Source organism: Stenotrophomonas sp. INTA L402-1 (genome assembly GCF_059295135.1).
This window is the reverse complement of the sequence record NZ_JCAFWP010000018.1, coordinates 40,096-67,080: the sequence shown is the minus strand read 5'-3', so window position 1 is coordinate 67,080 and position 26,985 is coordinate 40,096. Positions and strand designations below refer to the sequence as shown.

The window sequence follows — 26,985 nt, the reverse complement described above, 5'->3', positions numbered from 1 at the left end:
CGTGGCAGAGCAAGAAGCAGGCCCATGACTTCCGGGGTTCGGGCCGGGGCAGGGCGGCGGGCTACAATCGAAGGTTCCACTACCAGGGGCCGCTCCATGCGCTCGAACCTGCTTGCATTCTCCATCGTCGCCAGCCTCGGGCTGGCCCAGGTCGCCCATGCCGCTGAAGGCATGTGGGTGCCGCAGCAGCTGCCGGAAATCGCCGGCCCGCTGCAGAAGGCCGGCCTCAAGCTGTCCCCGGAACAGCTGGCCAACCTGACCGGCGACCCGATGGGCGCCGTCGTTGCCCTCGGCGGCTGCACCGCCAGCTTCGTCTCGCCGCAGGGCCTGGTGGTCACCAACCACCACTGCGCTTATGGCGCCATCCAGCTGAATTCGACCGCGCAGAAGAACCTGATCAAGGACGGCTTCAATGCGCCGACCCTGAAGGACGAACTGAGTGCCGGCCCGAACGCCCGCGTGTTCGTGCTCGACCAGATCACCGACGTCACCGCCCAGGCCAAGGCCGCCATTGCCGGCGCCGGCAACGACCCGCTGGCCCGCAGCCGCGCGCTGGACGCCTTCGACAAGGCCCAGGTCGCCGCTTGCGAAGCCGATGCCGGCTTCCGCTGCCGCCTGTACAGCTTCTCCGGCGGCAATACCTACCGCCTGTTCCGCAACATGGAAATCAAGGATGTGCGCCTGGTCTACGCGCCTCCGGGCAGCGTCGGCAAGTTCGGTGGCGACGTCGACAACTGGATGTGGCCGCGCCACACCGGCGACTTCTCGTTCTACCGGGCCTATGTGGGCAAGGACGGCAAGCCGGCCGCCTTCGCCGCCGACAACGTGCCGTACCAGCCCAAGCACTTCCTGAAGTTCGCCGACCAGCCGCTGGGCGCCGACGACTTCGTGATGGTGGCCGGCTACCCGGGCCGCACCAACCGCTATGCACTGGCCGGTGAGTTCAACGAAACCGCCAGCTTCACCTACCCGACCATCGCCAAGCACTACAACGCGGTGCTGAAGATGATCGCCGATGCCGGCAAGGCCGACGCCGACGTCAAGGTGAAGTACGCAGCGACCGCCGCCAGCATGAACAACGTGGCCAAGAACTACCTGGGCCAGCTGGAAGGCTTCAAGCGCATCGACGCCGCTGGCCAGAAGCAGGCTGAAGAAGCCGCCGTGCTGGCCTGGCTGAAGAAGCAGGGTGCTGCCGGCAAGCCGGCCCTGGCCGCCCACGCGCAGCTGCTCAAGCATCTGGATACCAGCAAGTCGACCCGCGAACGCGACCTGTTCGTCGGCCAGTTCAACAACACCTCGGCCGTTGGCGCAGCGATCACCCTGTACCGCCTGTCGATCGAACGCAGCAAGCCGGATGCCGAGCGCGAAGCCGGTTACCAGGAACGCGACCTGACCACCATTGAAGGTGGCCTGAAGCAGATGGACCGTCGCTACGTGGCAAAGATGGACCAGCAGCTGCAGACCTACTGGCTGGACCAGTACGTGGCCCTGCCGGCCGCGCAGCGCGACAACGAAGTGCTGAACAAGTGGCTGGCCGGCAGCGATGCCGCTGCGGTCAAGTCGCTGGTGAACAAGCTGGGCGGCACCGAGCTGGGCAGCCTGGACAATCGCCTGAAGTGGTTCAAGGCCGACCGTGCCGCGTTTGAAGCCAGCAGCGATCCGGCCATCCAGTACGCCGTGGCCGTCATGCCGGCACTGCTGAAGCAGGAAGAGCAGAAGAAGATCCGCGAAGGCGAATCACTGACCGCCCGCCCGCTGTACCTGCAGGCCGTGGCCGACTACAAGAAGAGCCAGGGCGAGTTCGTCTATCCGGATGCCAACCTGTCGCTGCGCATCACCTTCGGCAACGTCATGGGCTATGGCAAGGACGGCGTGAAGTACACCCCGTTCACCACCCTGGAAGGCGTGGCGGCGAAGGAAACCGGTGAAGATCCGTTCGATTCGCCGAAGGCGCTGCTCGATGCGGTCAAGGCCAAGCGTTACGGCGGCCTGGAAGACAAGCGCATTGGTTCGGTGCCGGTGAACTTCCTGTCCAACCTGGACATCACCGGCGGCAACTCCGGTTCGCCGGTGCTGGATGCCAACGGCAAGCTGGTCGGCCTGGCCTTCGATGGCAACTGGGAATCGGTCAGCTCCAACTGGGTGTTCGACCCGGTGATGACCCGCATGATCGCCGTCGACAGCCGCTACATGCAGTGGATCATGCAGGAAGTGGCGCCGGCGCCGCAGCTGCTGAAGGAACTGAACCTGGTCAAGTAAGGTTCGCGGTTCGGGGCGGTCCATCCACGCATGGCGTGGATCTACTGCCTGTACCGATGGTAGTGCCGGCCGCTGGCCGGCAACCTCGACCAGATAGCCGGAGTTTCCGAAACCCCGCGACCCACGTCGCGGGGTTTTTTCATGCCCGGCCCGGCCGGGTGCGCCGAACAGGTATCATCCCTGTTCCGCGTACTTCACAGGATGTGAACGAAACGCGGAAACCTCCTCCCCCCAGGACCCCTTGCACGCATGCGCATCCTGCTTGCCCGCCACGGCGAAACGCCGTGGAACGCCGAAGGCCGCTACCAGGGCCAGATCGATATTCCGCTTTCGCCGATCGGTGAAGCCCAGGCCCAGGCACTGGGTGCCCGCCTGGCCTCGGTGGACATCACCCGTGCCGTCGCCTCGCCGCTGTCGCGCGCGCAGCGCACCGCGCAGCTGGCGCTTGGCGCCGCGCGTGCCGACATGCTGCTGACCGAGCCGGAGCTGCAGGAAATCGCCCACGGTGAGTGGGAAGGCCTGCTCGCCAGCGAGATCAACGAAAAGGATCCGTCGCGCCTGCAGGCCTGGCGCGAGGAGCCCGATACCGTGCTGATGCCCGGTGGCGAATCGCTGCGCCTGGTGCTGGAACGCAGCTGGCGTGGCCTGGCCCGTGCCACCGAAGGCCTCGGCGAGCACGACACCCTGCTGGTGGTTGCGCACGATGCGGTCAACCGCGTGATCCTGTGCAAGGTGCTGGGCCTGCCGATTTCCCGCCTGTGGACCTTCCGCCAGGCGCCGACCACGCTCAACCTGCTCGAAGGCGCCGACCTGGACAGCCTGGAAGTGGTGCGCCTGAACGACTGCGCCCACCACACGCCGTTCTTCGGCGAAGCCAAGCACCGCGCACTCTGACCCGCCACACCGAACCACCTGTACCTGCTGGAAGCACTGCCGTGACGAACACCCCGACCACCCTGGCCGATTGGCTGGATTACATTGAACGCCAGCACCCGGCGACCATCGACATGGGCCTGGAGCGCGTGCGCGCCGTGGCCACGGCGATGGGTCTTGGCGCGCCGGCCGGGCGCACCATCGTGGTCGGTGGCACCAACGGCAAAGGCTCCACCGTGGCCTTCATCGAGGCCATCGGCCGTGCTGCCGGTTGGAAGGTGGGTGCCTACACCTCGCCGCATCTGCTGCGCTACAACGAACGTGTGCGCATCGATGGCCAGGATGTCGACGATGCGGCGCTGGTTGCTGCGTTCAATGCCGTCGAAGCGGCACGCGGCGATACCACGCTGACCTATTTCGAGTACGGCACGCTCGCTGCTTTGCAGCTGTTCGCCGACGCCGGGCTGGACCTGGCGGTGCTGGAAGTGGGCCTGGGCGGCCGCCTGGATGCGGTCAACATCGTCGACGCCGACGTGGCGGTGATCACCACCGTGGACATCGACCATGCCGAGTGGCTGGGCGAGGACCGCGAAGCGATCGGCGCCGAGAAGGCCGGCATCATCCGTGGCTGGAAGCCGGTGATCCTGGGCGAGACCGATCCGCCGTCCAGCGTGCTGGCGCGTGCCTATCTGGTGGGTGCCAACGCGATCCGCGGCGGCAGCGATTACTTCTACGAGCCGATCGACGCCCAGCGCTGGCGCTGGCGCGACGTCGGCCTGCGCATGGAGCTGCCGACCCCGGCGCTGGCCGGCCCGATCCAGCTGGCCAATGCCGGTGCTGCCATCGCCGCCCTGCGCGCGCTGGACAAGCCGGTGCCGCGTGCGGCGTGGGCTGCCGGTATCGCAGCAGCGCGTATCTCCGGCCGCATGCAGGCATTCGAGCGCGACGGCGTGCAGATCCGCGTGGACGTGGGCCACAACCCACAGGCGGCGGGCCAGCTGGCGCGTGCGCTGAAGGCCGAAGTGTCAGCCGGCCGCACCCTGGCGGTGTACGCCGCGTTGCAGGACAAGGACGCGGCGGGTGTGGTGCAGGCCCTGCAGGACGTGGTGGGCGAGTGGACCCTGGCCGGGCTGGACGGTCCGCGTGGGCAGAGCGCCGCTCAGCTGCAGGCACGCCTGAGCGGTACGGTGGCGGCCAAGGCACCGCTGGCCGATAGCGTCGAACAGGCCTTGGCGCAGGTGCTGGCCCAGGCTGAGCGGGGTGATCGGGTGCTGGTGTTCGGCTCCTTCCATACCGCCGCTGCGGCCCTGCAGTGGCTGCAGGGCGACGCCTGATCCGCGTTCAGCCAACGCCGACGCCGGCCGGTCCGGCACCCGTATAATCGACGGCAATCTCCGGACAGTTGCCTGCCTCACGTGGATACGCCTCTGAAACAGCGTCTGATTGGTGCCATCGTGCTGGTGGCACTGGCCGTGATTTTCCTGCCGATGCTGGTCAAGGGACCCGCACCCGACAGCGGTGTCGCCAATGTGCCGATCGCCGCGCCGGATGCGCCGGCCGATGGCCAGTTCGAAACCCGTGAGCTGCCTCTGGTCGCCCCGGCCGGTGGTGCCACCGGCCTGCAGACCGGGCAGGCCAAGCCGCTGCAGGAGGCTGCCACGCCGGCTACGCCGCCGACCGTGGACACCTCGCCGGCAGTCGCCGCCGGCAACTATGCGGTCACCTTCGGTGCCTACGGCAGCAAGGCCGACGCCGATGCGGTGATCGCCTACCTGAAGCGCTCGCAGCTGCCGGGCTTCGCTGAAACGGCCACCATCAACGGCCGCCAGGCATGGCGCGTGCGCGTTGGACCTTACGCCGACCGTGCCCAGGCCGAAGCGGCCCGCCTGCAGGCGGTGAAGATCCGTGCGGATGTGAAGGCCGAAGTGATCACCCTGGACGCGGCGGCCGGCAGCAGTGCCCCGGTTGCGGCCACCCCGGCACCGGCTGCGCCGAGCGCCAGCACCCCGTCCGCAGCTGTTGCGCCCTCGGCCAGCGGCAACCCGGTCCGCAGCGAAAGCCTGCCGCCGAGCACGCCAACGGCGACCGCGCCGCCGGCCGCCAAGCCGGAACCGCCGAAGCCGGCGCCGAAGCCCGAACCGAAGCCGGAGGCCACCGCCAGCAAGCCGGCGACGGCGCCGACCACACCGGCAGCACCAGCTGCCAGCGGCGTCGGCTTTGCCGTGCAGCTGGGCGCGTTCGGTCAGGCCAACGATGCCAATGCCCTGCGCGACAAGGTTCGTGCCGCTGGTTTCAGCGCTTTCGTCGAGCAGGTGCGCACGGACAAGGGCACCCTGCATCGCGTCCGCGTCGGGCCGGTGGCCAACCGCGCTGACGCCGAGCAGCTGAAGGCGCAGGTCGCCGCCAAGGTTGGCGTGGCCGGCATGGTCCGACCGCACCCATGACCCACGCGCAGCCCCGTTGCCAGCGCCGCCGAAGGAGCGGGGCGCCATGATCGACGTGGTGCTGCTGATCGTGATCGCCGCCTCGACCCTGCTGGGGATGCTGCGCGGCTTCGTCGGAATCGTCATCGGCACCCTGTCGTGGCTGCTGGCCGCGTGGGCGGCCTTCGCCTTCGGCAATGATGCCGCCCACTGGTGGGCCGCGCCGGCGGCCCCCGGTGGCGAACACTTCGTCGGTGGCTACCTGGGGGTCGGCATCGGCGTGATGATCGTGGTCGCGGTCATCGGCATGGTCATCAAGGCCCTGGTCCACCGCAGCATGCTGACCAGCCTGGACCGCCTGCTGGGCGGGGTGCTGGGCGCGGTGCGAGGCGGCCTGATCGCCGCGGTCCTGCTGCTGCTGGGCAGCTTCACCCCGCTGACCGCCGAACCCTCCTGGCAGCGCTCGGCGGTGCGTCCGTTGCTGAACCCGACCGTGGCCTGGATGAACAGCAAACTGCCGCACTGGGAGGTTCCCGGGGCCGATCTGCTGCCCAAGGCCTTGCCGACCGACGCGCTGTCCCCATCTGCATTGATGGAGTTGGGCAAGAACGCAGGCGCCGGGTTGGGAAAGCCGGGCGCGGCAGGCGATAATGGCATCCTCAACCAGGTAGTGGCAGGCAGCGGATGGCTGCGGCCTGCGAAAGCGGAACAGGGCGATTCCTACGATCCGGCCGAAGTGCGCCCGGACGCTCCTGCACTGCCGGACAGTATCGAGCCGGGCGATCCGGCCAACGTCGACCGCGCGCGCGGCGACCACCGCGGCCAGGTACGGCCACCTTCCTTGTAACTGGGCACAGCCCAGCGGAGACCTCGCACCATGTGTGGCATCGTCGGAATCGTCGGCAACCAGAACGTCGCCGGGCAGTTGTATGACGGCTTGACCGTTCTCCAGCACCGTGGCCAGGATGCGGCGGGCATCGCCACCGCCAGCGGCAGCCGCCTGCGCGTGCAGAAGGCCACCGGCCTGGTCCGCGATGTGTTCGATGCCCGCACCATGTCCACCCTGGAAGGCAGCGTCGGCATCGCCCATGTGCGCTACCCGACCGCCGGTTCGGAAGGCATGGACGAGGCACAGCCCTTCTACGTCAATTCGCCGTACGGCATCGCGCTGGCCCACAACGGCAACCTGATCAACACCGAAGCGCTGCGCCAGCAGGTGTTCGAGCAGGACCGCCGCAACGTCAACACCGATTCGGACAGCGAAGTGCTGCTGAACGTGTTCGCCTATGAACTGGAGCAGCAGCGCCAGCTCAGCCCGGAAGCCGCGATCCGCGCGGTGGCCGGCGTGCACCGCCGCTGCAAGGGTGGCTATGCGGTGGTCAGCGTGGTGCTGGGCCTGGGCCTGGTCGCCTTCCGCGATCCGCATGGCATCCGGCCGCTGGTACTGGGCAAGCGCAGCCACGCCGAAGGTGACGAGTACATCGTCGCCTCCGAGTCGGCCGCGCTGGACGTGCTGGGCTTCCAGCGCGTGCGCGACGTGCAGCCGGGCGAAGCGCTGGTGATCACCGCGCGTGGCGAGCTGTTCTCGGAAATCTGCGCCGAGCCGGCCGAGCACACCCCGTGCATCTTCGAATACGTGTACTTCGCGCGCCCGGATTCGATGATCGACAACGTCTCGGTGCACAAGGCGCGCATGCGCATGGGCATCAAGCTGGGCGAGAAGATCCTGCGCCTGCGCCCGGACCACGACATCGACACCATCATCCCGATCCCGGATACCTCGCGCGATGCCGCGCTGGAGATCTCCAACGTGCTCGGGGTGAAGTACCGCGAAGGCTTCATCAAGAACCGCTACATCGGCCGCACCTTCATCATGCCGGGCCAGGGCGAACGCGTGAAGTCGGTGCGCCGCAAGCTCAACCCGATCCACCTGGAGTTCCGCAACCGCGTGGTGCTGCTGGTGGACGACTCGATCGTGCGCGGCACCACCAGCCAGCAGATCGTGCAGATGGCCCGTGATGCGGGCGCGCGCAAGGTGTACCTGGCCAGCGCGGCACCGCCGGTGCGCTACCCGAACATCTACGGCATCGACATGCCGGCGGCCGAAGAGCTTGTCGCGCACAACCGCACCGTGGAAGAGATCGAGGCCCACCTGGGCTGCGACTGGCTGATCTACCAGGACCTGGAAGACATGGAAGCGGCGGTGAGCGAGGGCAACCCGGCGCTGCGCAACTTCGATTCGTCCTGCTTCAACGGCCACTACCCGACGGGTATCGAGCCGGGCTACTTCGAGCGCATCCAGCAGCTGCGTTCGGACGACGCCAAGCACAAGCGCCGCGCCTGAGGTCCAGGCGTGGTCGATGTACCCGACGTTGGTGGCGACCTGCTGCGCGCTGCGCAGCAGTGCCTGGCCGAAGCCGACCCGCTGCGCAAGGTGGCGCTGACCCAGGCCCATGCCGCCGCGTTCCGTGCTGGCCGCCTGAAGGTGGCGGCCGATGCACCGCCGCCGGAGCCGATCCGGATGCCCGGCCGGCCGCCGCAGCTGGTGCTGGTGCATCCGCGTGAAGTGCCGCGGCGTGGACTGGGCGGTGTGGAAGGGCGTGCCGCCTTCATCCACGCCATCGCCCATATCGAACTCAACGCGATCGACCTGGCCTGGGATGCGGTATACCGCTTCCGTGGCCTGCCGCCGGCGTTCCATGCAGACTGGGTCAGCTGTGCCGACGACGAATCGCGGCACTTCATGCTGCTGCGCGAACGCCTGCAGGTGCATGGCCACGACTATGCCGATTTCCCAGCGCACAACGGCCTGTGGGAAATGTGCGAAAAGACCGCCCATGACGGCCTGGCACGCATGGCGCTGGTGCCGCGCGTGCTGGAAGCGCGCGGCCTGGACGTAACGCCCGGCATGATCGGGAAGCTGCGCAATGTCGGCGATGGCGAAACCGCCGATGTGCTGGAAGTGATCCTGCGCGAGGAAGTGGCGCACGTCGCTGCCGGTTCGCGCTGGTACCGCTGGTACTGCGACCGCGCCGCTGTCGAGCCGCGTGCGCGCTTCAAGGAACTGCTGGTGGAGTACGCCGGCGGCTACCTGCATGGGCCATTCAACATCGAAGCGCGCCTGCTGGCCGGGTTCGATGCGGATGAGTTGGCCAACCTGATTGAACAGGCCGGTTGAAGAAAAGGGGACGGAGGGGATTAAGTCGTTTTTGGCACAAACGACTTAATCCCCTCCGTCCCTTTTTTCATGCGTTCGGCAACACCACGCGCTTGCCATCCACCGTTGGCCGGTTGATGTAGAACAGGCCGGGCCCTGGCCGGTAGGGCAGTTCGCTCACCCCGGCATCGGCGGCATAGGTCAGTGCGGTGTCGCCCAGTGCATCGAAGTTCCAGTGCGCCGACTGCATCAGGTAGCGCCGTCGCAGCAGCGCCTCCTGTGTCTGCGTCAGTGGCTGTCCGGCCACCAGTCGGCGTGCGATCGGCTGCAGGGCGGACGGCAGTTCCCAGCCGGGAACTCCAGCGGCATTGGCGGTCCATTGCACGCCAGCATCGATGGCCTGCTGCTGCATCACCTGCAGTGCGATCAGCTGGTAACGCCAGTCGATGCGCCGACGCAGCACCACCGCGGCGGTCACATACAGCACCGGCGACAACAGCACGCTGCGGCTGCCGGCGCGACGCTGCTGCTGCCACTGGTGCCAGACGTCCACCCAGATCTCCTTTTCACCCACGCCCAGCTGCTGCCGCCAGCGTTCGGCGTCGGCCTGCGTTTCGGCGTAGGCCGTGGTGGCCTGCAGCAACGCCAGTGGAGGGACCTGGTAGTCGGAAACCGGTGGGCGACGCAGCTGCTGCCGGCGTGGACGGCTGAGCAGCTTGGGCCCTTCTTCCAGCTGGTTGTAGCCACCGCCGATGTTGGCGTGCACGCCGGGCAGGGCGATCTCGGTGAACGTTGGCGCGACGCTGGTCAATGGATAGTGTTGGCGATGCTCGTCACGCGCGGCCAGTTGCACGACGTGTGCCGCGATGCCACTGCGCAGGGCGAGCTGCGGGTGTTCATCGGCGCGGCCACCATTGACTGCAACCACGGTGTCGAACAGTCCGATGAAGCGCAACACCGGCGTGACGGCGGCGAAGTCCGCAGTGCAGGGCAGGCCGGCGCCCTGCAGCAGCTGGCGCCAGCGCGCGCTGTCCCAGGCCTGCAGCTGGTTTGCGATATCACGTGCCGCGGCAGCACCGCGCGAATAGCCGAACAGATCCAGCTGCACGCCACGCAGCGGTCGCTGCCAGCGCGCGGACAGCTCGGCCAGTGCCGCCGGCAGCAGCACCTGCAGCGCGCGCTGCACTTTCGCGCGAACGCCACTGGCACCGATGCCGAAGGCCAGTCCGATCAGATCGTCATCGGCATCATCGCGGGTCCCCACGCCCTCGACATAGATCGACAGCGAAGGCGCGGCCATCGCATCGCGGCGGCTGTCCAGATACAGCTGCTGCAGGCGCGCGATGTTGGTCAGGCCGTTGTCGTAGCTGCTGGTCAGCCGGCTCTGGTAGGTCGAATCATCATCCGCGCGCAGCTGCGCCGGGCGTGGCTGCGGAACCTGTGGGCGACCGCGTGCCAGGTTGTGTGCGTTGTTGCGGGTGCCATCGAAGAACAGGCCGATCCGCAGCAAGCCGACATCTTCGTCCGTGTCCTGCGATGGTGCCATGTGCATTCCCCGTCGTGGCTGCGTCACGGTAGCGCGAAAGCGGTGTATTGGCGAAGTGTAGTGACGCTTTTGACCTTACTTAACGCAGATGCGGTCGATCACAGTTCCTGATTTTCATTCCCATCTTCTATTGAATTCACACGACCCGCGCAGGCCAGATGGCCAGACCCGGTAGACCCGGGCGTGCTGCATCAACGCTGTTCACATCATTCAAGGAGCGACGCAATGTTGTCCAGATCGATTGGCAAAGCGGCAGGTGGCCTGGTGTTGGGTTTGTCGGTGGCAGCGGCCGCGCATGCGGCACCGTTGTTCGAGCCGGTGACAGTCATCAGCCGCGCATCGGCAAACAGTGAGCCCGCGCTGGGCAAGCTGCTGGCCACCCCGTCCACCGCGACGGTACAGGAAGTGCGTGTCGACGCTGCTGCCACTGCGCAGCCGCAGCTGGAGTTCGAACTGCTTGGCCAGCGCGTGCAGGCGGTGCGCAGCAAGGTGGAAGCCCTGCCCGATGGCGGCAGCATCTGGTACGGCCAGTTGCGCTCGCCGTCTGATCGGCTGACTGCCGCCACTTCGAATGGCCAGGATGATCCTGGTAATTCAGTGATCCTGGTGCGTTCGGGCAACACCCTCACCGGTTCGATCCGCAAGGACGGAAAGCTGTATCGCCTGCGCCCGCTGGGCAACCGCCATGTACTGGTGGAAGTGGATGAATCGCGGATGCCGGCCGACCATCCGGCCGACTACAACCAGCTGCCGAAAATCCCGATGGGCAACAATGACCGCATCGGCATCGCGCAGGCCTCGTCCGGTACCCCGGCCACCATCCGCGTGCTGGTGGTGGCAACCAATGCAGCGGTAACGGCCTATGGCGGCAACATGCAGTCGCTGGTGCAGCTGGCGGTGGCCGAATCCAACCAGGGCTACGTCAACAGCAACGTGGGCATCACCCTGCAGCTGGCCGGCTATGAAACCACCAGTTACACCGAATCCGGCAACTTCACCACGGACCTGACCCGCTTCCGCAACACCAGCGACGGCTACATGGACAGCATCCACACCAGCCGCAACAACACTGCGGCCGATGTCGGCGTGCTGCTGATCAACAACACGAGCTACTGCGGGTTGGCCTCGGGCATCGGTTCGACGGCATCGACGGCGTTCGCGGCGGTGTACTGGGACTGCGCGACCGGCTACTACTCCTTCGCGCATGAGATCGGCCACCTGCAGAGTGCGCGGCACGATATCGCCAGTGATCCCAGCACGTCGCCCTATGCCTATGGGCACGGCTATCGCTACGAGCCGTCCTCCGGTTCGCGCTGGCGCACGATCATGGCTTATGACTGCTCGGCCGGCTGCCCGCGCCTGAACTACTGGTCCAACCCGAACATCAACTACAACGGCATCCCGATGGGCAATGCCAGCACCGCCGACAACCAGCGCGTGCTGGTCAATACCAAGGCCACCATCGCGGCCTTCCGCTGAGGCCAACCGCCGACCGGGGTCGGCGTCTACCCGGGTGCGTTCACCTGCCCTGGTAGATGCCAACCTTGGTTGGCACCCCGCGATCCATCATTCGCGCGCGAGCGTATCCAGCGACCAGCCGCCGGCATCCACGCGCAGCACCGATCCCTGTTCGTACCAGTCACCCAGCACGATGCGGTTGCAGGCGCGGCCACCGGCCTGCAGCGTGTGCACCGCCGGGCGATGGGTGTGGCCGTGGATCATGGTGTCCACGCCATGGCGCACGAAGGTGGCATCGACTTCGGCGGGTGACACGTCGGTTACCGACTCGAACTGCGCACGATCATCCTGCTTCATTTCCGACTGGCGGGCCTGGCTGGCGTCGCGGGCCTTCTGCGCGAAGGCGATGCGTGCGGCCAGCGGCTGCGACAGGAACTGCGCCTGGAAGACCGGGTCGCGCGTCTGTGCGCGGAACTGCTGGTAGGGGATGTCGTCCGTGCACAGCAGGTCGCCGTGCTGCAGCAGCACCGGGCGGCCGTACAGCTCGATCACGCACGGGTCGGGCAGGATGCGCAGGCCGGCACGGCGCGCATAGTCTTCGCCGAGCAGGAAGTCGCGGTTGCCGCGGATGAAGTACACCGGTACGCCGCTGTCGGAAAGTACCTTCAGCGCGTCGGCCACCGCATCGGCAGCAGGCGAGGGCGTGTCGTCGCCGATCCAGGCTTCGAACAGGTCGCCGAGGATGTACAGCGCATCGGCGCCGGGCGCCTGCTCGCGCAGGAAGCGCAGGAACAGGTCGGTGATCTCCGGACGGCTGGGGTCCAGGTGCAGGTCGGAAATGAACAACGTGGTCATGCAGGCATTCTAGGGCATCCACCGCCGGGCATGGCCCGGCGCTGCCGAAGGGATCTGACCCCGGGGGCTACACCGGCAGCGGCAACCAGGCCAGGCTGGCCGATGCCAGCAGGATGGCAATGCCGGTGGCGGCCAGTACATCGGACGGGTAGTGCAGGCCCAGCACCACCCGCGACAGCGCGACGCCGAAGGTGAACGGCACCAGCAGCGGCGCCAGCCACGGGTAGTAGGCCAGCGCGACGATGGTGAACGACACTGCGTGCAGGGTGTGCCCGGAGGGGAAGCTGAACTCGTCCAGCGGCGCCACCCAGGCACGGATGCGCAGATCGGCCGCATACGGGCGGGGGCGCCGTGTCCAGCGCTTGAGGCCCTTGTAGAGCAGCAGGGCGGCCAGGCCGGTGGCGGCCATGTGCACCGATGCACGCAGTCCGTCGAAGCCGTCCACCGCCACCAGCGCGCCCATCAGCACGTACCAGAACACGCCATCGCCGAGCCGGCTGATGACCGAGAACAGGCGACGCACGCGGCGACGCCGGCAGTAGTGGTTGGCCCTGCGGCAGAGCCGCGCCTCGCGGCCGGCCAGCAGCTCAAGCGGCGTGGTGCGCATGGCCGCTCCTCCGCGACTGGGCCAGCTCGGCCAGCAGGGCATCGAATTCGGCAACCACCTGCTGTGGATGCAGGCGCTTCATCGCACGCGCGGCGCTGCTGCCGAATTCGCGGCGCCGTGCATCATCGGCGGCCAGCTGCACCGCTGCCTCGATGAACTGCTCATCGTTTTCCACGGCCGCACCGTTCTCGCCATCACGCAGGTATTCGCGGGCCGCACCGTAGTCGAAAGCGACGGTGGCCAGGCCGCTGGCCATGCTTTCCAGGGTCACGTTGCCAAAGGTCTCGCTGCGGCTGGGGAACAGGAACAGGTCACCGCTGGCGAAATGCCGTGCCAGGGCTTCGCCGCGCTGGATGCCGCAGAAAATGAAATCGGGGTTTTCATGTGCCAGTTTTTCGCGGGCCGGACCATCACCCACCCAGACGAAGCGGGCTTTGGGTCGGATCTGCTGCAGGCGGCGGAAGGCTTTCACCGCCAGGCCAAGGTTTTTTTCCGCAGCGATGCGGCCGACATGGATCGCGACCAGGCCGTTGCCGTCCACGCCCCATTCCTCGCGCAGCGCCGGGTCGCGCCGGCCCGGATCGAACTGCTGGCTGTCGACCGCGCGTGCCAGCAGGCGCACGCGTTCGAAGCCCTGTTCACCGAGGAACTGCTGCAGCTCGCGGGTGGGCACCAGGGTTGCATCGGCCTGGTTGTGGAACCGGCGCATCCAGCGCATCGCGGCAGCCTGCAGCCAGGCCACGCCGTAGTCGGGCAGGTACTCGTCGAAGCGGGTATGGAAACCACTGGCGACCGGAATGCCAAGGCGGCGCGCGGTGCGCAGCGCCGACCAGCCCAGCGGCCCTTCGGTGGCGATGTAGACCGCATCGGGACGCTGCTGCTGCCAGTGGCGGTTGAGCCTGATCGGTGCAGGCAGGCCGAAGCGCAGGCCGGGGTAGCGCGGCAGTGCGGCGCCCGGCACCAGCAGCGTGCCCGGTGCCGAGTCCAGTGCTTCGCTGGTCTGGCGTGGCCGGATCAGGTCGATGTCATGGCCGGAATTGCGCAGTCCCTGCTCCAGGCCCTGCACGGTGAGGGCAACGCCGTTCACTTCCGGCGGGTAGGTCTCGGTGACGATGGCATAGCGCATGGCGGGCCTCCGGGTTTCCGGCATGCTCGGGCCTGGCGATGTAGCCGATATGACCGCTTTGCGACCGCCAGATGACGCGGGTTGGGCCCGCGTGCCACCACGGCCCGGAAGGGCCGTGGTGGGTGACGCGTACGGTGCGTGGATCAGAAGCGCTGCTGGTATTTCATGTAGATGAAACGGCCGATGTCGAAGCCACCGTAGTAGGAGAACAACGAGTGCAGCCTCAGGCTACGAAGGGCCGGAACTGGATGCCCAGCCCGGCGATGCCGTCGGTCTCGCCGATCAGATCGGCGCGCAGCAGTGGCCGGGCATCAATGAAGGCCTGCGGCACGATCAACGACAGGCGGTTGTCGTCGGCGGTCAGTTCCAACGCCGGCAGTGGATCGTCCTCATGGGCACGATTGAGCAGCACCGCCAGGCGCAGCAGGGCGGCCAGCCGGCGAGCGGTCAGCAGCAGGCGCTCGGGCAGGGCGTCGAAGGCGGTCTTGGTCACGCTGCGGCGATGGCTGCGCACCAGCGCGGCCAGCATCTGCTGTTCCTGCCGCGAGAAACCGGCGATATCCGAGTGTTCCAGCACGTAGCTGCCATGCACGTGGTAGCCGCTGTGCGCGATCATCAGGCCCAGCTCGTGCAGGCGCGCGGCCCAGCCGAGCATGCGCGCGTCGTCGGCATCGAGCCGCCAGCGTTCCTGCACCTGTTCCAGCAGTGACAGCGCGGTGTCCTGCACACGGTCGGCCTGCACGGTATCGATGCCGTAGCGCTGGCTGAGCGCGGACACCGATTCATCGCGCAGATCGTTCTCGCCAGCGCGGCCGACGATGTCGTAGAGGATGCCTTCGCGCATCGCGGCCTTGCTGACCAGCAGCTTCTGCAGGCCCAGCGCCTGGAAGGCGGCCTCCAGCACCAGGATGCCGCCGGCAATGATCGGGCGGCGGTCGCTGGACAGTCCCGGCAACTGGATGTCGTCGATCTTCTTGGCCTTCAGCAGTTCGTCGCGCAGTTGCGGCAGGGCCTCGGCGGTAATCGCGCCCTTGCTCAGCTTCATCGTCGCGCAGATCTCGCTGATCGCCTTGTGCGTGCCCGAAGAACCCAGCGCTTCCTGCCAGCCCAGCGCGCGGTACTTGCTGGCGAAGGGCTGGAACTCGCGACCGATCTCGGCCAGCGCGTCCTTCCAGCGCTTCTTGCTCAGCTTGCCGCCGGGGAAGAAACGCCGGGTGCTGGCAATGCAGCCGGCCTGCAGGCTTTCGCGCTCCAGGGTCTGCATGCCCATGCCGATGATGAATTCGGTGGAGCCGCCGCCGATGTCGATGACCAGCCGGCGCTGGCCGGGCTTGGGCGGTTGTGCATGGGCCACGCCCAGGTAGATCAGGCGCGCTTCTTCGCGGCCGCTGACCACTTCGATGGCGTGCCCGAGCGCGGTTTCGGCGGGAACCAGGAACGACTGCGGTGAACGCAGCTGGCGCACGGTGTTGGTGGCCAGTGCGCGCACCCGGTGCGGCGGTACATTGCGGATGCGCTGGCCGAAGCGGGCCAGGCATTCCAGCGCGCGCTGCCGGGCAGCGGAGGAGAGTCCCCCTTTGCCATCCAGGCCGTCGGCCATGCGCACCGTCTCGCGCAGGCGGTCGATTACCCGCAGCTGGCCGAGCGTGTAGCGCGCGATGACCATGTGGAAACTATTGGAGCCAAGGTCGATGGCGGCCAGCAGGTCGCCATCCTGCAATGCGGGCGGAGTCGTGGTGGTGTGCGGCATGGACGAATGTTAGCCGAAGGGGCGGTGCGCTCGTCACCGCGCGACCTTCACATTTTGGAAGAGGGGAGTGCGGCTGGGCTGCGCCCTGCACCTGCAGAGGCAACGTCAACGTCAAGAGCTGGCTATCCGTGGGATGGCGGGGTAGGTCCGGTCGAGGGGGACGCTGCAAGTACGTCCATGTAAGCTCGGTCGCCGCATCCATGCGGCTCACGCCCCCTCAACCGGACCCACCCCGCCTTCGACAGATTTCTGCGATCTGATGGTGGGTGCCGACCGTTGGTCGGCACTGATCCTATCCAGCCCCAAATCGGTGCCTACCGCTCCTGGTAGGTGTCGACCTTGGTCGACACACCGGGTTACAGACCCTGCATCAGTGCCATCTGCGCAGAATGCGGTGCCTCGTCGTGGGCGGGCGCACGCTTGTGGTAGATGCCGTCGGCATCCAGTTCCCAGGCGTTGAGGTTGTCGTCCAGGTAGTTCTGCAGGACCTCGCGGTAGACCCGCTTGGCCAGCTCCGGGTCGAGGATCGGAAAGCAGGTCTCGACCCGGCGCAGCAGGTTGCGTTCCAGCCAGTCGGCGCTGGCGCAGTACATCTCCGGTGCGCCGTCGTTGCCGAACCAGTAGACGCGGCTGTGCTCCAGGAAGCGGCCGACGATCGAGCGCACGCGGATGTTGTCCGAGATGCCCGGCACACCCGGGCGCAGGGTGCAGGCGCCGCGGATGATCAGGTCGATCTGCACGCCGGCCTGCGAGGCGGCGTACAGCGCGCGCACCACCTGCGGTTCGTTCAGGGCGTTCATCTTGGCGATGATCCGCGCCGGGCGGCCGGCGGCGGCGATGCGCGTCTCGCGCTCGATGCGGCCGAGGATGCCGGTGTGCAGGGTGAAGGGCGACTGCAGCAGGCGCTTGAGCTTCATCTTCGAGGCCAGCCCGGACAGCTGCTGGAACAGCAGGTGCACATCGTTGCCGATGTCCGCATCGGCGGTGATCAGGCTGATGTCGGTGTACGCACGGGCGGTACCGCTGTGGTAGTTGCCGGTACCAAGGTGCACATAGCGGCGCAGCTTGCGGCCCTCGCGGCGCACGATCAGCAGCATCTTGGCGTGGGTCTTGTAGCCGACCACGCCATACACCACCTGCACGCCGGCCTCCTGCAGGCGATCAGCCAGGCCGAGGTTGGCTTCCTCGTCGAAGCGGGCGCGCAGTTCGACCACCACGGTCACGTCCTTGCCGTTGCGTGCGGCTTGGATCAGTGCATCGACAATCAGCGAATCCTTGCCGGTGCGGTACAGGGTCTGCTTGATCGCCAGCACGTTGGGATCGACCGCCGCCTGCCGGATCAGGTCCAGCACGGCGGTGAAGGCATCGAACGGGTGATGCAGCAGCAGGTCGTGGCGCGCCACTGTCTCGAAGATGCCGTCGCTGTCGCGCAGCGTGCGCGGGGTCATCGGCGGGTACTTCAGGTCCGGCTGTGCGATCAGGTCGTACAGCTGGATGATGCGGTTGAGGTTGACCGGGCCGTCGATGCGGTACACCGCGTTCTCGGTCAGGCCGAAGTTCTGCAGCAGGGTGCGCACGATGTCGCGTGGCATGTCCTGCGCGATCTCCAGGCGCACCGCCGGCCGGTAGCCGCGGTCGACCAGTTCATCGCGCAGCGCCAGCGCCAGGTTCTCCACTTCCTCCTCGTCCACCACCAGCTCGGAATTGCGGGTGACGCGGAACTGGTAGGCCCCCTGGACTTCCATGCCCGGGAACAGCTCATCGACGAAGGTCGACAGCACCGACGACAGGAACACGAAGTTCTGCGGACCGCCGAGCTTCTCCGGCAGCTGGATGATGCGCGGCAGCGAGCGCGGCGCACGCACGATGGCCAGGTGGCCGGCGCGGCCGAACGCGTCGGTGCCCTTCAGCACCACCACGATGTTCAGCGACTTGTTGAGGATCTTCGGGAACGGGTGCACCGGGTCCAGGCCCAGCGGTGACAGCACCGGCATGATCTCGTTGCGGAAGTACGCACGCAGCCAGCGCTTCTGGCGATCGGTCCAGGAATGGCGGCCGAGCACGCCGATGCCGGCGTCCATCAGCGCCGGGCGCAGCGTCTCGTTCCAGCAGCGGTACTGCTGGTCCACCAGTTCCGCGGCGCGGTCATGGATGGCGTTGAGGATGGCCTGCGGGCTCATCCCGTCCGGCGCCGGCGGCAGGCCGAATTCCTGCGCGTGGCGTACGGCGGCGGCGCGGATCTCGAAGAACTCGTCGAGGTTGGTGCAGGAGATGCACATGAAGCGCAGGCGCTCCAGCAGCGGCACCTGCGGGTCCATCGCCTGCGCCAGCACGCGGAAGTTGAAATCCAGCTGCGACAGCTCGCGGTTGATGTACAGCGCCGGGTCGCGCAACGGATCGTTGTCCGGGCTCACGGGGAGGGGGAGGGATCCGAGGCTGCTCATGGCGTCATTCTTCGATGGGGGTCAGGGGGGCGGACTCGCGCGGGCGCACGTGGTCGGCATCGAAATGGCAGGAGAACACCGAGCCCTTGCCGACCTCGCTTTCAATCTCCAGCCGTGCGTGGTGCAGGCCGAGGATGTGCTTGACGATGGACAGGCCCAGGCCGGTACCGCCGCTTTCGCGGGAGCGGCTGCTGGAGACACGGTAGAAACGTTCGGTCAGGCGCGGCAGGTGGGAGGCCGGGATGCCATAGCCGGAATCGCGCACCGCCAGCACGGCACCGTCGCCTTCGCGGCGGAACTCCACGGCGATGCGGCCACCGGCCGGCGTATAGCGCACCGCATTGGTGACCAGATTGGAGAAGGCGCTGTGCAGTTCCTTGGTCGAGCCCTGCAGGTCAACGCCGGCCAGGTCGTCGATGCTGATCTGGTGGCGGCCCTGGCTGTGCGCTTCGGCTTCGCGGCGCAGGGTCGCCAGCATCGGCTGCATGGCCACGGTCTCTTCCTCGCTGTGTTCCTGCGATTCGAGGCGCGACAGGGTCAGCAGGTCTTCCACCAGCTGGGCCATGCGCTGGCTCTGCTTGCGCATTTCTTCCAGCATCGGTCCGGTTCCCGGGAAATCCTCCGGGTCCATCATGTCCAGATAGCCGTGCACCACGGTGAGCGGCGTGCGCAGTTCGTGTGAAACGTTGGCCACGAAATCGCGGCGCACCTGTTCCAGGCGCAGCAGCTTGCTGACGTCGCGGGCGATCAGCAGCCAGTAATCCGACGAATAGGGAATCAGGCGCAGGTTCAGGCGGATCGCCGGATCGACCGGCGAAGGCACGTCGAGGATTGGCTCGGCATTGCGGCCGCCGGCCAGCCAGTGCGCCAGCGGCATCGGCTGCAGGCGTTCGACCAGGGCTTCGCCGAGGTCGTCGGGGTGATGCAGGCCGAGCAGGGCGGTGGCCGCTTCGTTGAACCACTGCACGCGCTGGCTGTTGCGGTCCAGCACCACCACCGCATCGGGAAGTGCGGCGGCCGCAGCGCGATAGCTGCGCAGCATGTCCAGCAGGCGGCGCTTGCGCACGCGCATTTCCACCTGGTTGCGGTACAGCAGGCGGTCCAGCTCGTTCCAGACGCCGGTGCCTTCCTCTGCGGTGTCCCAGCGCTGGCGCGCGGTCAGCCGGCGCAGCACGCTGCGCAGGCGCCAGTAATGCCAGGCCAGCGTGGCCAGCGCGCCCAACGCGATGCACAACCACAGATGGCCCGTGAACCACCCCACCAGTCCGGCGAACAGCAGTACCGCGGCAACGGTGGCCAGGGTCTTCAACCAGGCAGAGCGGATGTGGCGGGGCATTGCGATCTCGTCGTTGAGGTGCGGCGGTTCACTGGGGTGAACCGAGGGTTATAGCAGAGTTGCCGGCGCCGGCACCCGCAGGTGCGTGGCGCCGGCACGACGAGACTCAGGTAGCAGTGGAGAAGCGGTAGCCGGCGCCGCGCACGGTCTGCACCATGTTTTCGGCATTGAACGGTTCCAGCGTCTTGCGCAGGCGGCGGATGTGCACGTCAATGGTGCGCTCCTCCACGTACACGCTGCCGCCCCACACATGGTCCAGCAGCTGGGCGCGGGTATAGACGCGCTCCGGGTGGGTCATGAAGAAGTGCAGCAGGCGGTATTCGGTCGGGCCGATCGGCACCGGCTGGTCGTTGGCGAACACGCGATGGGCGGCGCCGTCGATGCGGATCGGGCCGACCGCCACGCTGCCGTCCTCGTCGTCCTCGCGGGCGCGGCGCATCACCGCACGGATGCGGGCCAGCAGTTCGCGCGCCGAGAACGGCTTGACCACATAGTCGTCGACGCCGGCTTCAAGGCCACCCACGCGGTCGTTCTCTTCGCCGCGGGCGGTCAGCATGATGATCGGCACTTCGCGGGTCAGGGTTTCCTTGCGCCAGCGCCGGGCCAGGTCCAGGCCGCTGGTGCCGGGCAGCATCCAGTCCAGCAGGATCAGGTCGGGGACGCGGTCGGCGATGGCGGTCTGGGCCTCACGGGCGTCGCCGGCGTGGACCGGTTCGTAATCGCCCTTGCGCAGGGCGAAGGCGACCATTTCACGGATCGCGGGCTCGTCATCGACGATCAGGATGCGTTTCTGCACGAGGACACCGTAGGGCTCGGTTACTGGAGTGGTGCCAGTAGACTACGGTTTGATGACATGTTTGTGACTACCTGGCCGGAACCGTTCGGGATTGCCATCGGCCGGTCATGCAGCGCTCAGCGGCGGTCCAGGTCCGGGTCCTGCACGCCCTGCCGGCGCAGCTCCAGCACGGTGGGGGTGATCGCCTCGATGCGCGCATCCACCCGCGCCCGGCCTACGTAGTCCAGCGCCGGGTTGCGCTTGAGCGCCTGCAGCTGCATCAGCGACTGTTCCGGCCGGCCGCTGAGGAAGGCCGCCTCGGCGTAGGCCTCGCTGGCACGCACGCTGTCGCCGGCCAACTCGCTGGCGCGGGCGTACCGCTGCTGGAAGACCGGATCGTTACCGCTTTGCGACAGCAGGGGCCGCAGCATGGCCTGCGCGCGCTGGCCCGCCTCGCGGCTGCCCTGTTCGTTCAGGATCTCGGCATAGGTCAGCGCCACCGGACGGCTGTTGGGGTGCTGACGCAGCAGCTGCTCGAAGCGGCTGTTGGCCTGGGCGGTCTGGCCTGCACGCGATTCGGCCTCGCCCAGCCCCAGAGCCAGCCACAGGTTGTCCGGGCGGGTCTGCAGCAGGCCTGCCAGGGTCTGCCGGGCCTGGGTGGCGCCGGCGCGACCGCTGCGCATCACCGCCAGCGCCTGGCCATAGCGCTGGGCATCGTTGAGGCCGTCCTTCTGACGCTTGGCCAGATCGGCATACTCGCGTTCCAGCTCGGGGGTGGAATCCGCGCTGAGCACGCGCAGGCGCTCGCGCGCCCAGTCGAAGTCGCCACTGGCGCCGCGGCTGAGCTGGCCCATCGGGATGCGCAGCACGCTGCTGGGCAGCAGCGGGTTGGTTCCGCGCAACAGGGGTTCGGCCAGGCTGGGATCGGCCGGGTCCACGCGCTCCCTGCGCTCGCCGCTGGGGGTGCTGGTGGTCAGCAGCACCGTGTCCTTCTTCATCTGGTCGGCGCGGGCCTTCGCCTCGCTGATGCGGGTGATGTTGACCGGATGGGTGCGCAGGAACTCGGGCACGCTGTAGCCACCCTCGTTGCCGCGCATCGCCGATGCCATCCGCTCGAAGAAGCCGGCCATGGCGTCCACGTCGTAACCGCTGCGCGACAGGGTGCGGATGCCGAGGCGATCGGCCTCGGATTCGTTGGAGCGGGTGTAGTTGATCTGGCGCTGCTGCATCAGGCCCATGCCCGAGCTGATCGCGGCCATGGTCGCGTTGCCGGACGACGTGCTGTTGCTGGCCTGTGCGGCCACCACCGCCGCCAGCATGCCGAGCAGGATCGGGATCTGGTCGCGCTGGGCACGCTCGACCCCGCGCAGCACGTGCTGCTGGGTGACGTGGGCGATTTCGTGCGACAGCACCGCAGCCACCTCGTCCTCGCGCTCGGCGGTCAGCACCAGGCCGGCATTGACCCCGATGTAGCCGCCCAGCGTGGCGAAGGCGTTGATCTGGCGGTCCTTCATCACGAAGAAGGTGTACGGCTGGCGAGGCTGGTCGCTGTTGGAGCCGAGCCGGGTACCCATGGTCTGCAGCCAGTCGTTGACCAGCGGGTCATCCAGCAGGTAGCCGTAGTTGCGCAGCTCGCGCAGCATCATCGCGCCGTACTCGGCCTGGCGGGCCGGGGTCAGCAGCTCGCCGGCCGAGGAGCCGATGTCGGGCAGCTTCTCCTGGGCCTGGGCGAGCGGCATGGCCAGGGCCAGGGTGACGGCGGTAGTCAGCAGCAGGGCTCGCAAGCAGTGGGTCCTCGGGCAGGGCGCGCCAAGCGTGGCAGGGTGGGGGGCAACCATTCGTTAATCCACAGTGTTGCGGCCGTGGCGTGGAAATTCCAGCGCACCGGTACCATATGTAGACCGTCGATCCATCGTGGAGTTTCCCGTGACAGCCCAGACCGCCGGCGGTGCCCCCGCCATCACCATCTATTCCACCGCCGTCTGCCCGTACTGCGTGGCCGCCAAGAACTTCCTGAAGAGCAAGGGCCAGCAGTGGACCGAGGTCCGCATCGACCTGGACCCGGTCGAGCGCGAGAAGATGATGGCCAAGACCCGCCGTACCAGCGTGCCGCAGATCTTCGTCGGCGACGTCCACGTGGGCGGCTACGACGACATGATGGCCCTGCACCGTGAAGGCAAGCTCGAGCCGCTGCTGGCCGGGCAGGGCCAGGCATGAGCGCGGCCGACGACGGCAGCAAGGACCGCATCGCCGAGTTCACCGACTTCCGCAAGCGCATGAACGAGCGGATCCTGGGCGAGCCGAACCAGGTGGTGCGCCGCTTCTTCGCGCTGGACACGCAGACCTACCAGGCCGGCGCGCTGGACGTGAAGACCAAGGAACTGCTGGGCCTGGTGGCCTCGATGGTGCTGCGCTGCGACGACTGCATCAGCTACCACGTGGCCCAGTGCAAGGACGCCGGGGTGACCCGAGAAGAGTTCTTCGAGACCTTCTCGGTCGGCCTGGTGGTGGGCGGCTCGATCGTGATCCCGCACCTGCGCCGCGCGGTCGACTTCCTCGACCAGCTCGAAGGCGGCGCCGCCGCCCCGGAAGCGCACGCGCACTGAACCTGACGGGCGCCGGGAACCGGGCCCTGTGGCCCTCCCGGTAGTGCCGGCCGCTGGCCGGCATTCCGTGAACCCCACATGGCCGAGGTTGCCGGCCAGCGGCCGGCACTACCGAGCGCTTCCCCGCAATCCAACAGCCCAGGAGCCCCTTCTTGTTGAAGGGGCGCGCCGACAGGCGGGGGTAGAGGAAGAATGCGCGGGCAATTCTGCCTTACCCGGCTCGGACTAATTGCCTATTTGGGGTCTCCGAGCCGGGTAAGGCATAATTGCCGGTGAAACTTCCTTTGCGCCGGCGTTTCCGGGCACGTCCGGACGGCGTTTTTCCCCCTGTTCGGAACATCGATCAATGACGCAGAAAATTACGGTCATCCGCGGCGACGGCATTGGCCCGGAAATCATGGACGCCACCCTGTTCGTGCTCGACCAGCTCAAGACTGGCCTGGAGTACGAAGACGCCGACGCCGGCCTGGTGGCCCTGGAAAAGCACGGCGACCTGATGCCGGCGGTGACCCTGGAATCGATCGCGCGCAACAAGGTCGCGCTGAAGAGCCCGCTGACCACCCCGGTCGGTGGTGGCTTCACCTCGATCAACGTCAGCCTGCGCCGTCACTTCGACCTGTACGCCAATGTGCGACCGGCCCACACCTTCCCGAACACCAAGTCGCGTTTCGACAACGTCGACCTGATCACCGTGCGTGAGAACACCGAAGGCGCCTACCTGGCCGAAGGCCAGGAAGTGTCGGCCGACGGCGAGACCGCCTTCTCCGGCACCCGCATCACCCGCAAGGGCTCCGAGCGCATCGTGCGCTACGCCTTCGAGCTGGCCAAGAGCACCGGCCGCAAGAAGGTCACCGCCGTACACAAGGCCAACATCATCAAGTCGACCTCGGGCCTGTTCCTGAATGTCGCCCGTGAAGTGGCTGCGCAGTACCCGGACATCGAATTCCAGGAAATGATCGTCGACAACTGCTGCATGCAGCTGGTGATGCGTCCGGAACAGTTCGACGTGATCGTCACCACCAACCTGTTCGGCGACATCATCTCCGACCTGTGCGCCGGCCTCGTCGGCGGCCTGGGCCTGGCCCCGGGTGCCAACATCGGCAAGGACGCGGCGATCTTCGAAGCCGTGCACGGCACTGCGCCGGACATCGCTGGCCAGGGCAAGGCCAATCCGTGCGCGCTGCTGCTGGCAGCGGCGCAGATGCTGGACCATGTCGGCCAGCCGGAAAATGCCGAGCGCCTGCGCAAGGCCATCGTGGCGACCATGGAAGCCAAGGATTCGCTGACCGGCGACCTGGGCGGCACCGGCACCACCATGAGCTTTGCCCAGGCCATCGCCAGCCGCCTGTAAGCGGCCGGCGTTCCGGCTGGAGATCGTCTCGGCGATGCCCAGTCCGGGCCTGCATGCGTTGAAGACGGGCCGTCCTTGTACGGCCCGTCTGCGTTTTCAACTGCGGTTTTTCACCGACAGGATTTTTTCAGATGCCTGAGGCGGCCGTGTGGGTCGTGGCGGCCGTTGCCGTCTATGCTGTCGGCGTGGCCATCTACGCCATCTCCTACTGGCCGTGGTCCCGCGCCCAGCGCGCGCTGCGCCGCCTGCGGACGCAGGGGGCGCCCCTCCGCAGCATGCAGGAGGGCGAGGCGCGCATCCTGCGGTTGATCGAATTTCCGGCAGGATCGCCTGTGTATCTGCTCGAAGGCAGCTGTGCCGCGTTCGTGATCAGGAGCAGGATCTCTCCGGCCCAGCATGTGCAGACCCTGGCCGGCGTCCCAGTGAAGTATCCGGCGGGCCTTGCACGTGCCGTGCGCGCGGGCAGCAATACCGCCGAAGTGGTGCTGGGTCGTGACCACGCGATGATCGTGCGACTCAATGGGGTCAAGCTGGCCCAGTAGCGTCGAGCCATGCTCGACTGCTCCTGCGTAGTCGAGCATGGCTCGACGCTACAAGGACATTCTGTGCGAAATTTGCACAGATCATGTGCTTCTACACGGCTGGTTCGTGCGCCATCCGCTCCGCATCATGTGCCCACTTTCCACCGCACAGGAGCTTGAACATGAACCTCACCGCCTTTGGTCTGGCCAGCCTGATCGGCATGGCCACCGTTACCCCCGTCACCGCTGCCGAACCGGCCCATCCCACCATCCGCCACATGGCTGGCGCACCCGTTGTGGCTTCGCTGGATGCGGCGAAGACCGCCGTGCTGGTGATCGACTTCCAGAACGAATACTTCGACGGCAGCGCTGTGCCGGGCTTCGCCGGTGGCCGCATGGTCATCCCCGATGGCGTGGCCGCACTGCGGCAGGCGAAGCGGGTGGTCGAGTTCGCCGATGCCCACGGCATCCGCGTGATCCATGTGCAGCACGTGTTGCCGGCTGGTGCGCCGCTGTTCGCGCAGGGCAGCGTCAATGCCGCCTTCCATCGCGACCTGCAGCCGCGCAAGGGCGAGACCGTGGTGCAGAAGGACAACGTCAGCGTGTTCGCCGGTGACTCGGCCGCAGTGCTCGACCAGGTGCTGAAGGATGCCGGCATCGACACCCTGATCGTCACCGGCCTGCAGACCCATGCCTGCGTGGCAGGTGCCGCCCGCGATGCCGCAGCGGCACCGCGTGGCTACCGCGTCATCGTGTCGTCCGATGCAACTGCCAGCCGTGATCTGGATCTTGCCGGAGGCCAGCGCATCGGTCATCGCGCGCTGCATGACGCCTCGCTGGCGCAGATTGAGGACACCTTTGGCGATGTCATGGCGACTGACGCGATCCTGGCACTGCCGGTGCGCAAGGCCGGCGACGGCGCTTGATAAGCTGACGGGGCCCGCACGCCGCGGGCCCCGCCACCTGGAGCTGCCCGCCGATGGACCATTTCGCCGCCCTGCGTGCGCTGCGCGCCATCGTCGATGCAGGCAGTTTCACCGCCGCCGCCGAACGACTGGGTACCACCCATTCGGCGATGTCACGGCAACTGCGGCAGCTGGAAGAACATCTAGAGGTTCGACTGCTCGATCGCAACAGCCGCCGGCTGTCACTGACGGAAGCCGGTCGCGACTACTACCGCGAGGCGGCAGCGCTGCTGGATCGCCTGCAGGAGGCGGATGACCGCGCACGCGCAGGGCAGGCACAGCCCAGCGGCACCGTGCGGATCAGCGTGCCGCAGGTGGTCGCCAGCCAGGAGCTGCCGCATTGGTTGCCGTCGTTCCTGCAGCGCTACCCACAGGTCACGCTGGATCTTTCCGCCGACGACCAGCTGGTTGATGTGGTCGGGGGCGGCTTCGACCTGGCGCTGCGCATCGCGCCTTCCTTGCCGGACAGCCAGCTGGTCGCGCGCGAGCTGGCCAGCTGCCCACGCATCCTGGTCGCCGCACCGGCCTATCTGGCGCGGCACGGTCTGCCCCGGCAGGCTTCGGACCTCGCACAGCACACGCTGCTGGGTTTCAGTCCCACAGCGGCGATGTCGCCCTGGCAGCTGCAGGGGCCACGCGGTGCCGCCGCGAGCATCGAGGCGGGGCAGCGCCTGCGGGTGGATGCGACGCCAGCGTTGTATGCCGCTGCGTTGGCTGGCATGGGCATCAGCCTGTTCACTGCGCTGACCGTGCAGGAGGACCTGCGTGCCGGCCGCCTGATCCGTGTGCTGCCCGCCTGGCACGCCGGACAGCGGCGCTACTTCGCGCTGTATCCGCACGCGCGGGCGCTGGCGCCGAAGGTGCGTGCGCTGGTCGAGCACCTTGCGGCGCACTACGCTGCACAGGTAGGCGCGGCGGGGTAGTCGCGCGGCA

General features: G+C 67.4%; 23 protein-coding genes. 14 read left to right on the top strand and 9 right to left on the bottom strand.

Going from position 1 to position 26,985, the window contains the following annotated elements:
* Nucleotides 1-96 precede the first annotated feature (96 nt).
* From AC5O77_RS12280 to AC5O77_RS12250, 7 genes are all read left to right on the top strand, one after another.
* A complete protein-coding gene (locus AC5O77_RS12280; RefSeq protein WP_049400929.1) occupies nt 97-2,259 on the top strand; it encodes a S46 family peptidase in 2,163 nt (720 codons plus the stop codon).
* A 249-nt stretch (nt 2,260-2,508) separates the two neighbouring features.
* Nucleotides 2,509-3,153, top strand: a complete 645-nt coding sequence (locus AC5O77_RS12275) for a histidine phosphatase family protein (protein ID WP_010483945.1) — start codon at nt 2,509-2,511, stop codon at nt 3,151-3,153.
* A 41-nt stretch (nt 3,154-3,194) separates the two neighbouring features.
* On the top strand, nt 3,195-4,466 hold the full coding sequence (gene folC / locus AC5O77_RS12270) for a bifunctional tetrahydrofolate synthase/dihydrofolate synthase (RefSeq protein WP_049400928.1): 1,272 nt from the start codon (nt 3,195-3,197) through the stop codon (nt 4,464-4,466).
* Between the two features lie 81 nt (nt 4,467-4,547).
* Nucleotides 4,548-5,576, top strand: a complete 1,029-nt coding sequence (locus AC5O77_RS12265) for an SPOR domain-containing protein (RefSeq protein WP_049400927.1) — start codon at nt 4,548-4,550, stop codon at nt 5,574-5,576.
* A 46-nt stretch (nt 5,577-5,622) separates the two neighbouring features.
* On the top strand, nt 5,623-6,402 hold the full coding sequence (locus AC5O77_RS12260; protein ID WP_049400926.1) for a CvpA family protein: 780 nt from the start codon (nt 5,623-5,625) through the stop codon (nt 6,400-6,402).
* Between the two features lie 30 nt (nt 6,403-6,432).
* A complete protein-coding gene (purF, locus tag AC5O77_RS12255) occupies nt 6,433-7,899 on the top strand; it encodes an amidophosphoribosyltransferase (protein WP_032129068.1) in 1,467 nt (488 codons plus the stop codon).
* A gap of 9 nt (nt 7,900-7,908) precedes the next feature.
* Complete coding sequence (locus AC5O77_RS12250; protein WP_478058690.1) at nt 7,909-8,733, top strand: ferritin-like domain-containing protein; 825 nt, start codon at nt 7,909-7,911, stop codon at nt 8,731-8,733.
* 67 nt (nt 8,734-8,800) lie between these two features.
* Here the strand turns inward: AC5O77_RS12250 and AC5O77_RS12245 are convergent, their stop codons facing one another.
* Nucleotides 8,801-10,258, bottom strand: coding sequence for a T6SS phospholipase effector Tle1-like catalytic domain-containing protein (locus tag AC5O77_RS12245; RefSeq protein WP_478058692.1), 1,458 nt, complete (start codon nt 10,256-10,258; stop codon nt 8,801-8,803).
* 225 nt (nt 10,259-10,483) lie between these two features.
* Here AC5O77_RS12245 and AC5O77_RS12240 point away from each other — a divergent pair, with 225 nt between their 5' ends.
* Nucleotides 10,484-11,737, top strand: a complete 1,254-nt coding sequence (locus tag AC5O77_RS12240; protein ID WP_032129071.1) for a zinc-dependent metalloprotease — start codon at nt 10,484-10,486, stop codon at nt 11,735-11,737.
* An 87-nt stretch (nt 11,738-11,824) separates the two neighbouring features.
* Here AC5O77_RS12240 and lpxH read toward each other — a convergent pair whose 3' ends face one another.
* The 8 genes from lpxH to AC5O77_RS12200 form a co-directional block, all read right to left on the bottom strand.
* Nucleotides 11,825-12,571 (bottom strand): UDP-2,3-diacylglucosamine diphosphatase, encoded by a 747-nt coding sequence (gene lpxH / locus AC5O77_RS12235; RefSeq protein WP_032129072.1) that lies wholly within the window; start codon nt 12,569-12,571, stop codon nt 11,825-11,827.
* 67 nt (nt 12,572-12,638) lie between these two features.
* Nucleotides 12,639-13,178 carry a phosphatase PAP2 family protein gene (locus AC5O77_RS12230; RefSeq protein WP_180838314.1) on the bottom strand — a complete coding sequence of 180 codons (540 nt, stop codon included), beginning with the start codon at nt 13,176-13,178 and terminating at the stop codon, nt 12,639-12,641.
* Nucleotides 13,159-14,304 (bottom strand): glycosyltransferase family 4 protein, encoded by a 1,146-nt coding sequence (locus AC5O77_RS12225; protein ID WP_032129074.1) that lies wholly within the window; start codon nt 14,302-14,304, stop codon nt 13,159-13,161. Before AC5O77_RS12225 ends, AC5O77_RS12230 begins: the two co-directional genes overlap by 20 nt.
* A gap of 223 nt (nt 14,305-14,527) precedes the next feature.
* On the bottom strand, nt 14,528-16,054 hold the full coding sequence (ppx, locus tag AC5O77_RS12220) for an exopolyphosphatase (RefSeq protein ID WP_010483920.1): 1,527 nt from the start codon (nt 16,052-16,054) through the stop codon (nt 14,528-14,530).
* Between the two features lie 356 nt (nt 16,055-16,410).
* Nucleotides 16,411-18,498, bottom strand: a complete 2,088-nt coding sequence (gene ppk1 / locus AC5O77_RS12215) for a polyphosphate kinase 1 (protein WP_032129077.1) — start codon at nt 18,496-18,498, stop codon at nt 16,411-16,413.
* A gap of 4 nt (nt 18,499-18,502) precedes the next feature.
* Entirely contained in the window at nt 18,503-19,834 is a 1,332-nt protein-coding gene (phoR, locus tag AC5O77_RS12210) for a phosphate regulon sensor histidine kinase PhoR (protein WP_494506880.1), read from the bottom strand.
* A 106-nt stretch (nt 19,835-19,940) separates the two neighbouring features.
* The gene (phoB, locus tag AC5O77_RS12205; RefSeq protein ID WP_005408258.1) at nt 19,941-20,630 is read right to left on the bottom strand and encodes a phosphate regulon transcriptional regulator PhoB; all 690 of its coding nucleotides are present in this window, start codon (nt 20,628-20,630) and stop codon (nt 19,941-19,943) included.
* Nucleotides 20,631-20,746: 116 nt separating this feature from the next.
* The gene (locus AC5O77_RS12200; protein ID WP_032129079.1) at nt 20,747-22,393 is read right to left on the bottom strand and encodes a M48 family metalloprotease; all 1,647 of its coding nucleotides are present in this window, start codon (nt 22,391-22,393) and stop codon (nt 20,747-20,749) included.
* A gap of 142 nt (nt 22,394-22,535) precedes the next feature.
* Here AC5O77_RS12200 and grxC point away from each other — a divergent pair, with 142 nt between their 5' ends.
* The 6 genes from grxC (at nt 22,536) to AC5O77_RS12170 (ending at nt 26,975) form a co-directional block, all read left to right on the top strand.
* Nucleotides 22,536-22,826 carry a glutaredoxin 3 gene (grxC, locus tag AC5O77_RS12195; RefSeq protein WP_010483913.1) on the top strand — a complete coding sequence of 97 codons (291 nt, stop codon included), beginning with the start codon at nt 22,536-22,538 and terminating at the stop codon, nt 22,824-22,826.
* A complete protein-coding gene (locus AC5O77_RS12190; RefSeq protein ID WP_004146041.1) occupies nt 22,823-23,215 on the top strand; it encodes a carboxymuconolactone decarboxylase family protein in 393 nt (130 codons plus the stop codon). The genes grxC and AC5O77_RS12190 overlap by 4 nt, the downstream gene beginning before the upstream one ends.
* Before the next feature lie 346 nt (nt 23,216-23,561).
* A complete protein-coding gene (locus AC5O77_RS12185) occupies nt 23,562-24,566 on the top strand; it encodes an isocitrate dehydrogenase (RefSeq protein WP_032129081.1) in 1,005 nt (334 codons plus the stop codon).
* A gap of 131 nt (nt 24,567-24,697) precedes the next feature.
* Nucleotides 24,698-25,108, top strand: a complete 411-nt coding sequence (locus AC5O77_RS12180) for a hypothetical protein (protein WP_494506879.1) — start codon at nt 24,698-24,700, stop codon at nt 25,106-25,108.
* 161 nt (nt 25,109-25,269) lie between these two features.
* Nucleotides 25,270-26,013, top strand: coding sequence for a cysteine hydrolase family protein (locus tag AC5O77_RS12175; RefSeq protein ID WP_032129083.1), 744 nt, complete (start codon nt 25,270-25,272; stop codon nt 26,011-26,013).
* Nucleotides 26,014-26,066: 53 nt separating this feature from the next.
* Nucleotides 26,067-26,975, top strand: a complete 909-nt coding sequence (locus AC5O77_RS12170; protein WP_132809327.1) for a LysR family transcriptional regulator — start codon at nt 26,067-26,069, stop codon at nt 26,973-26,975.
* Nucleotides 26,976-26,985: the final 10 nt, after the last annotated feature.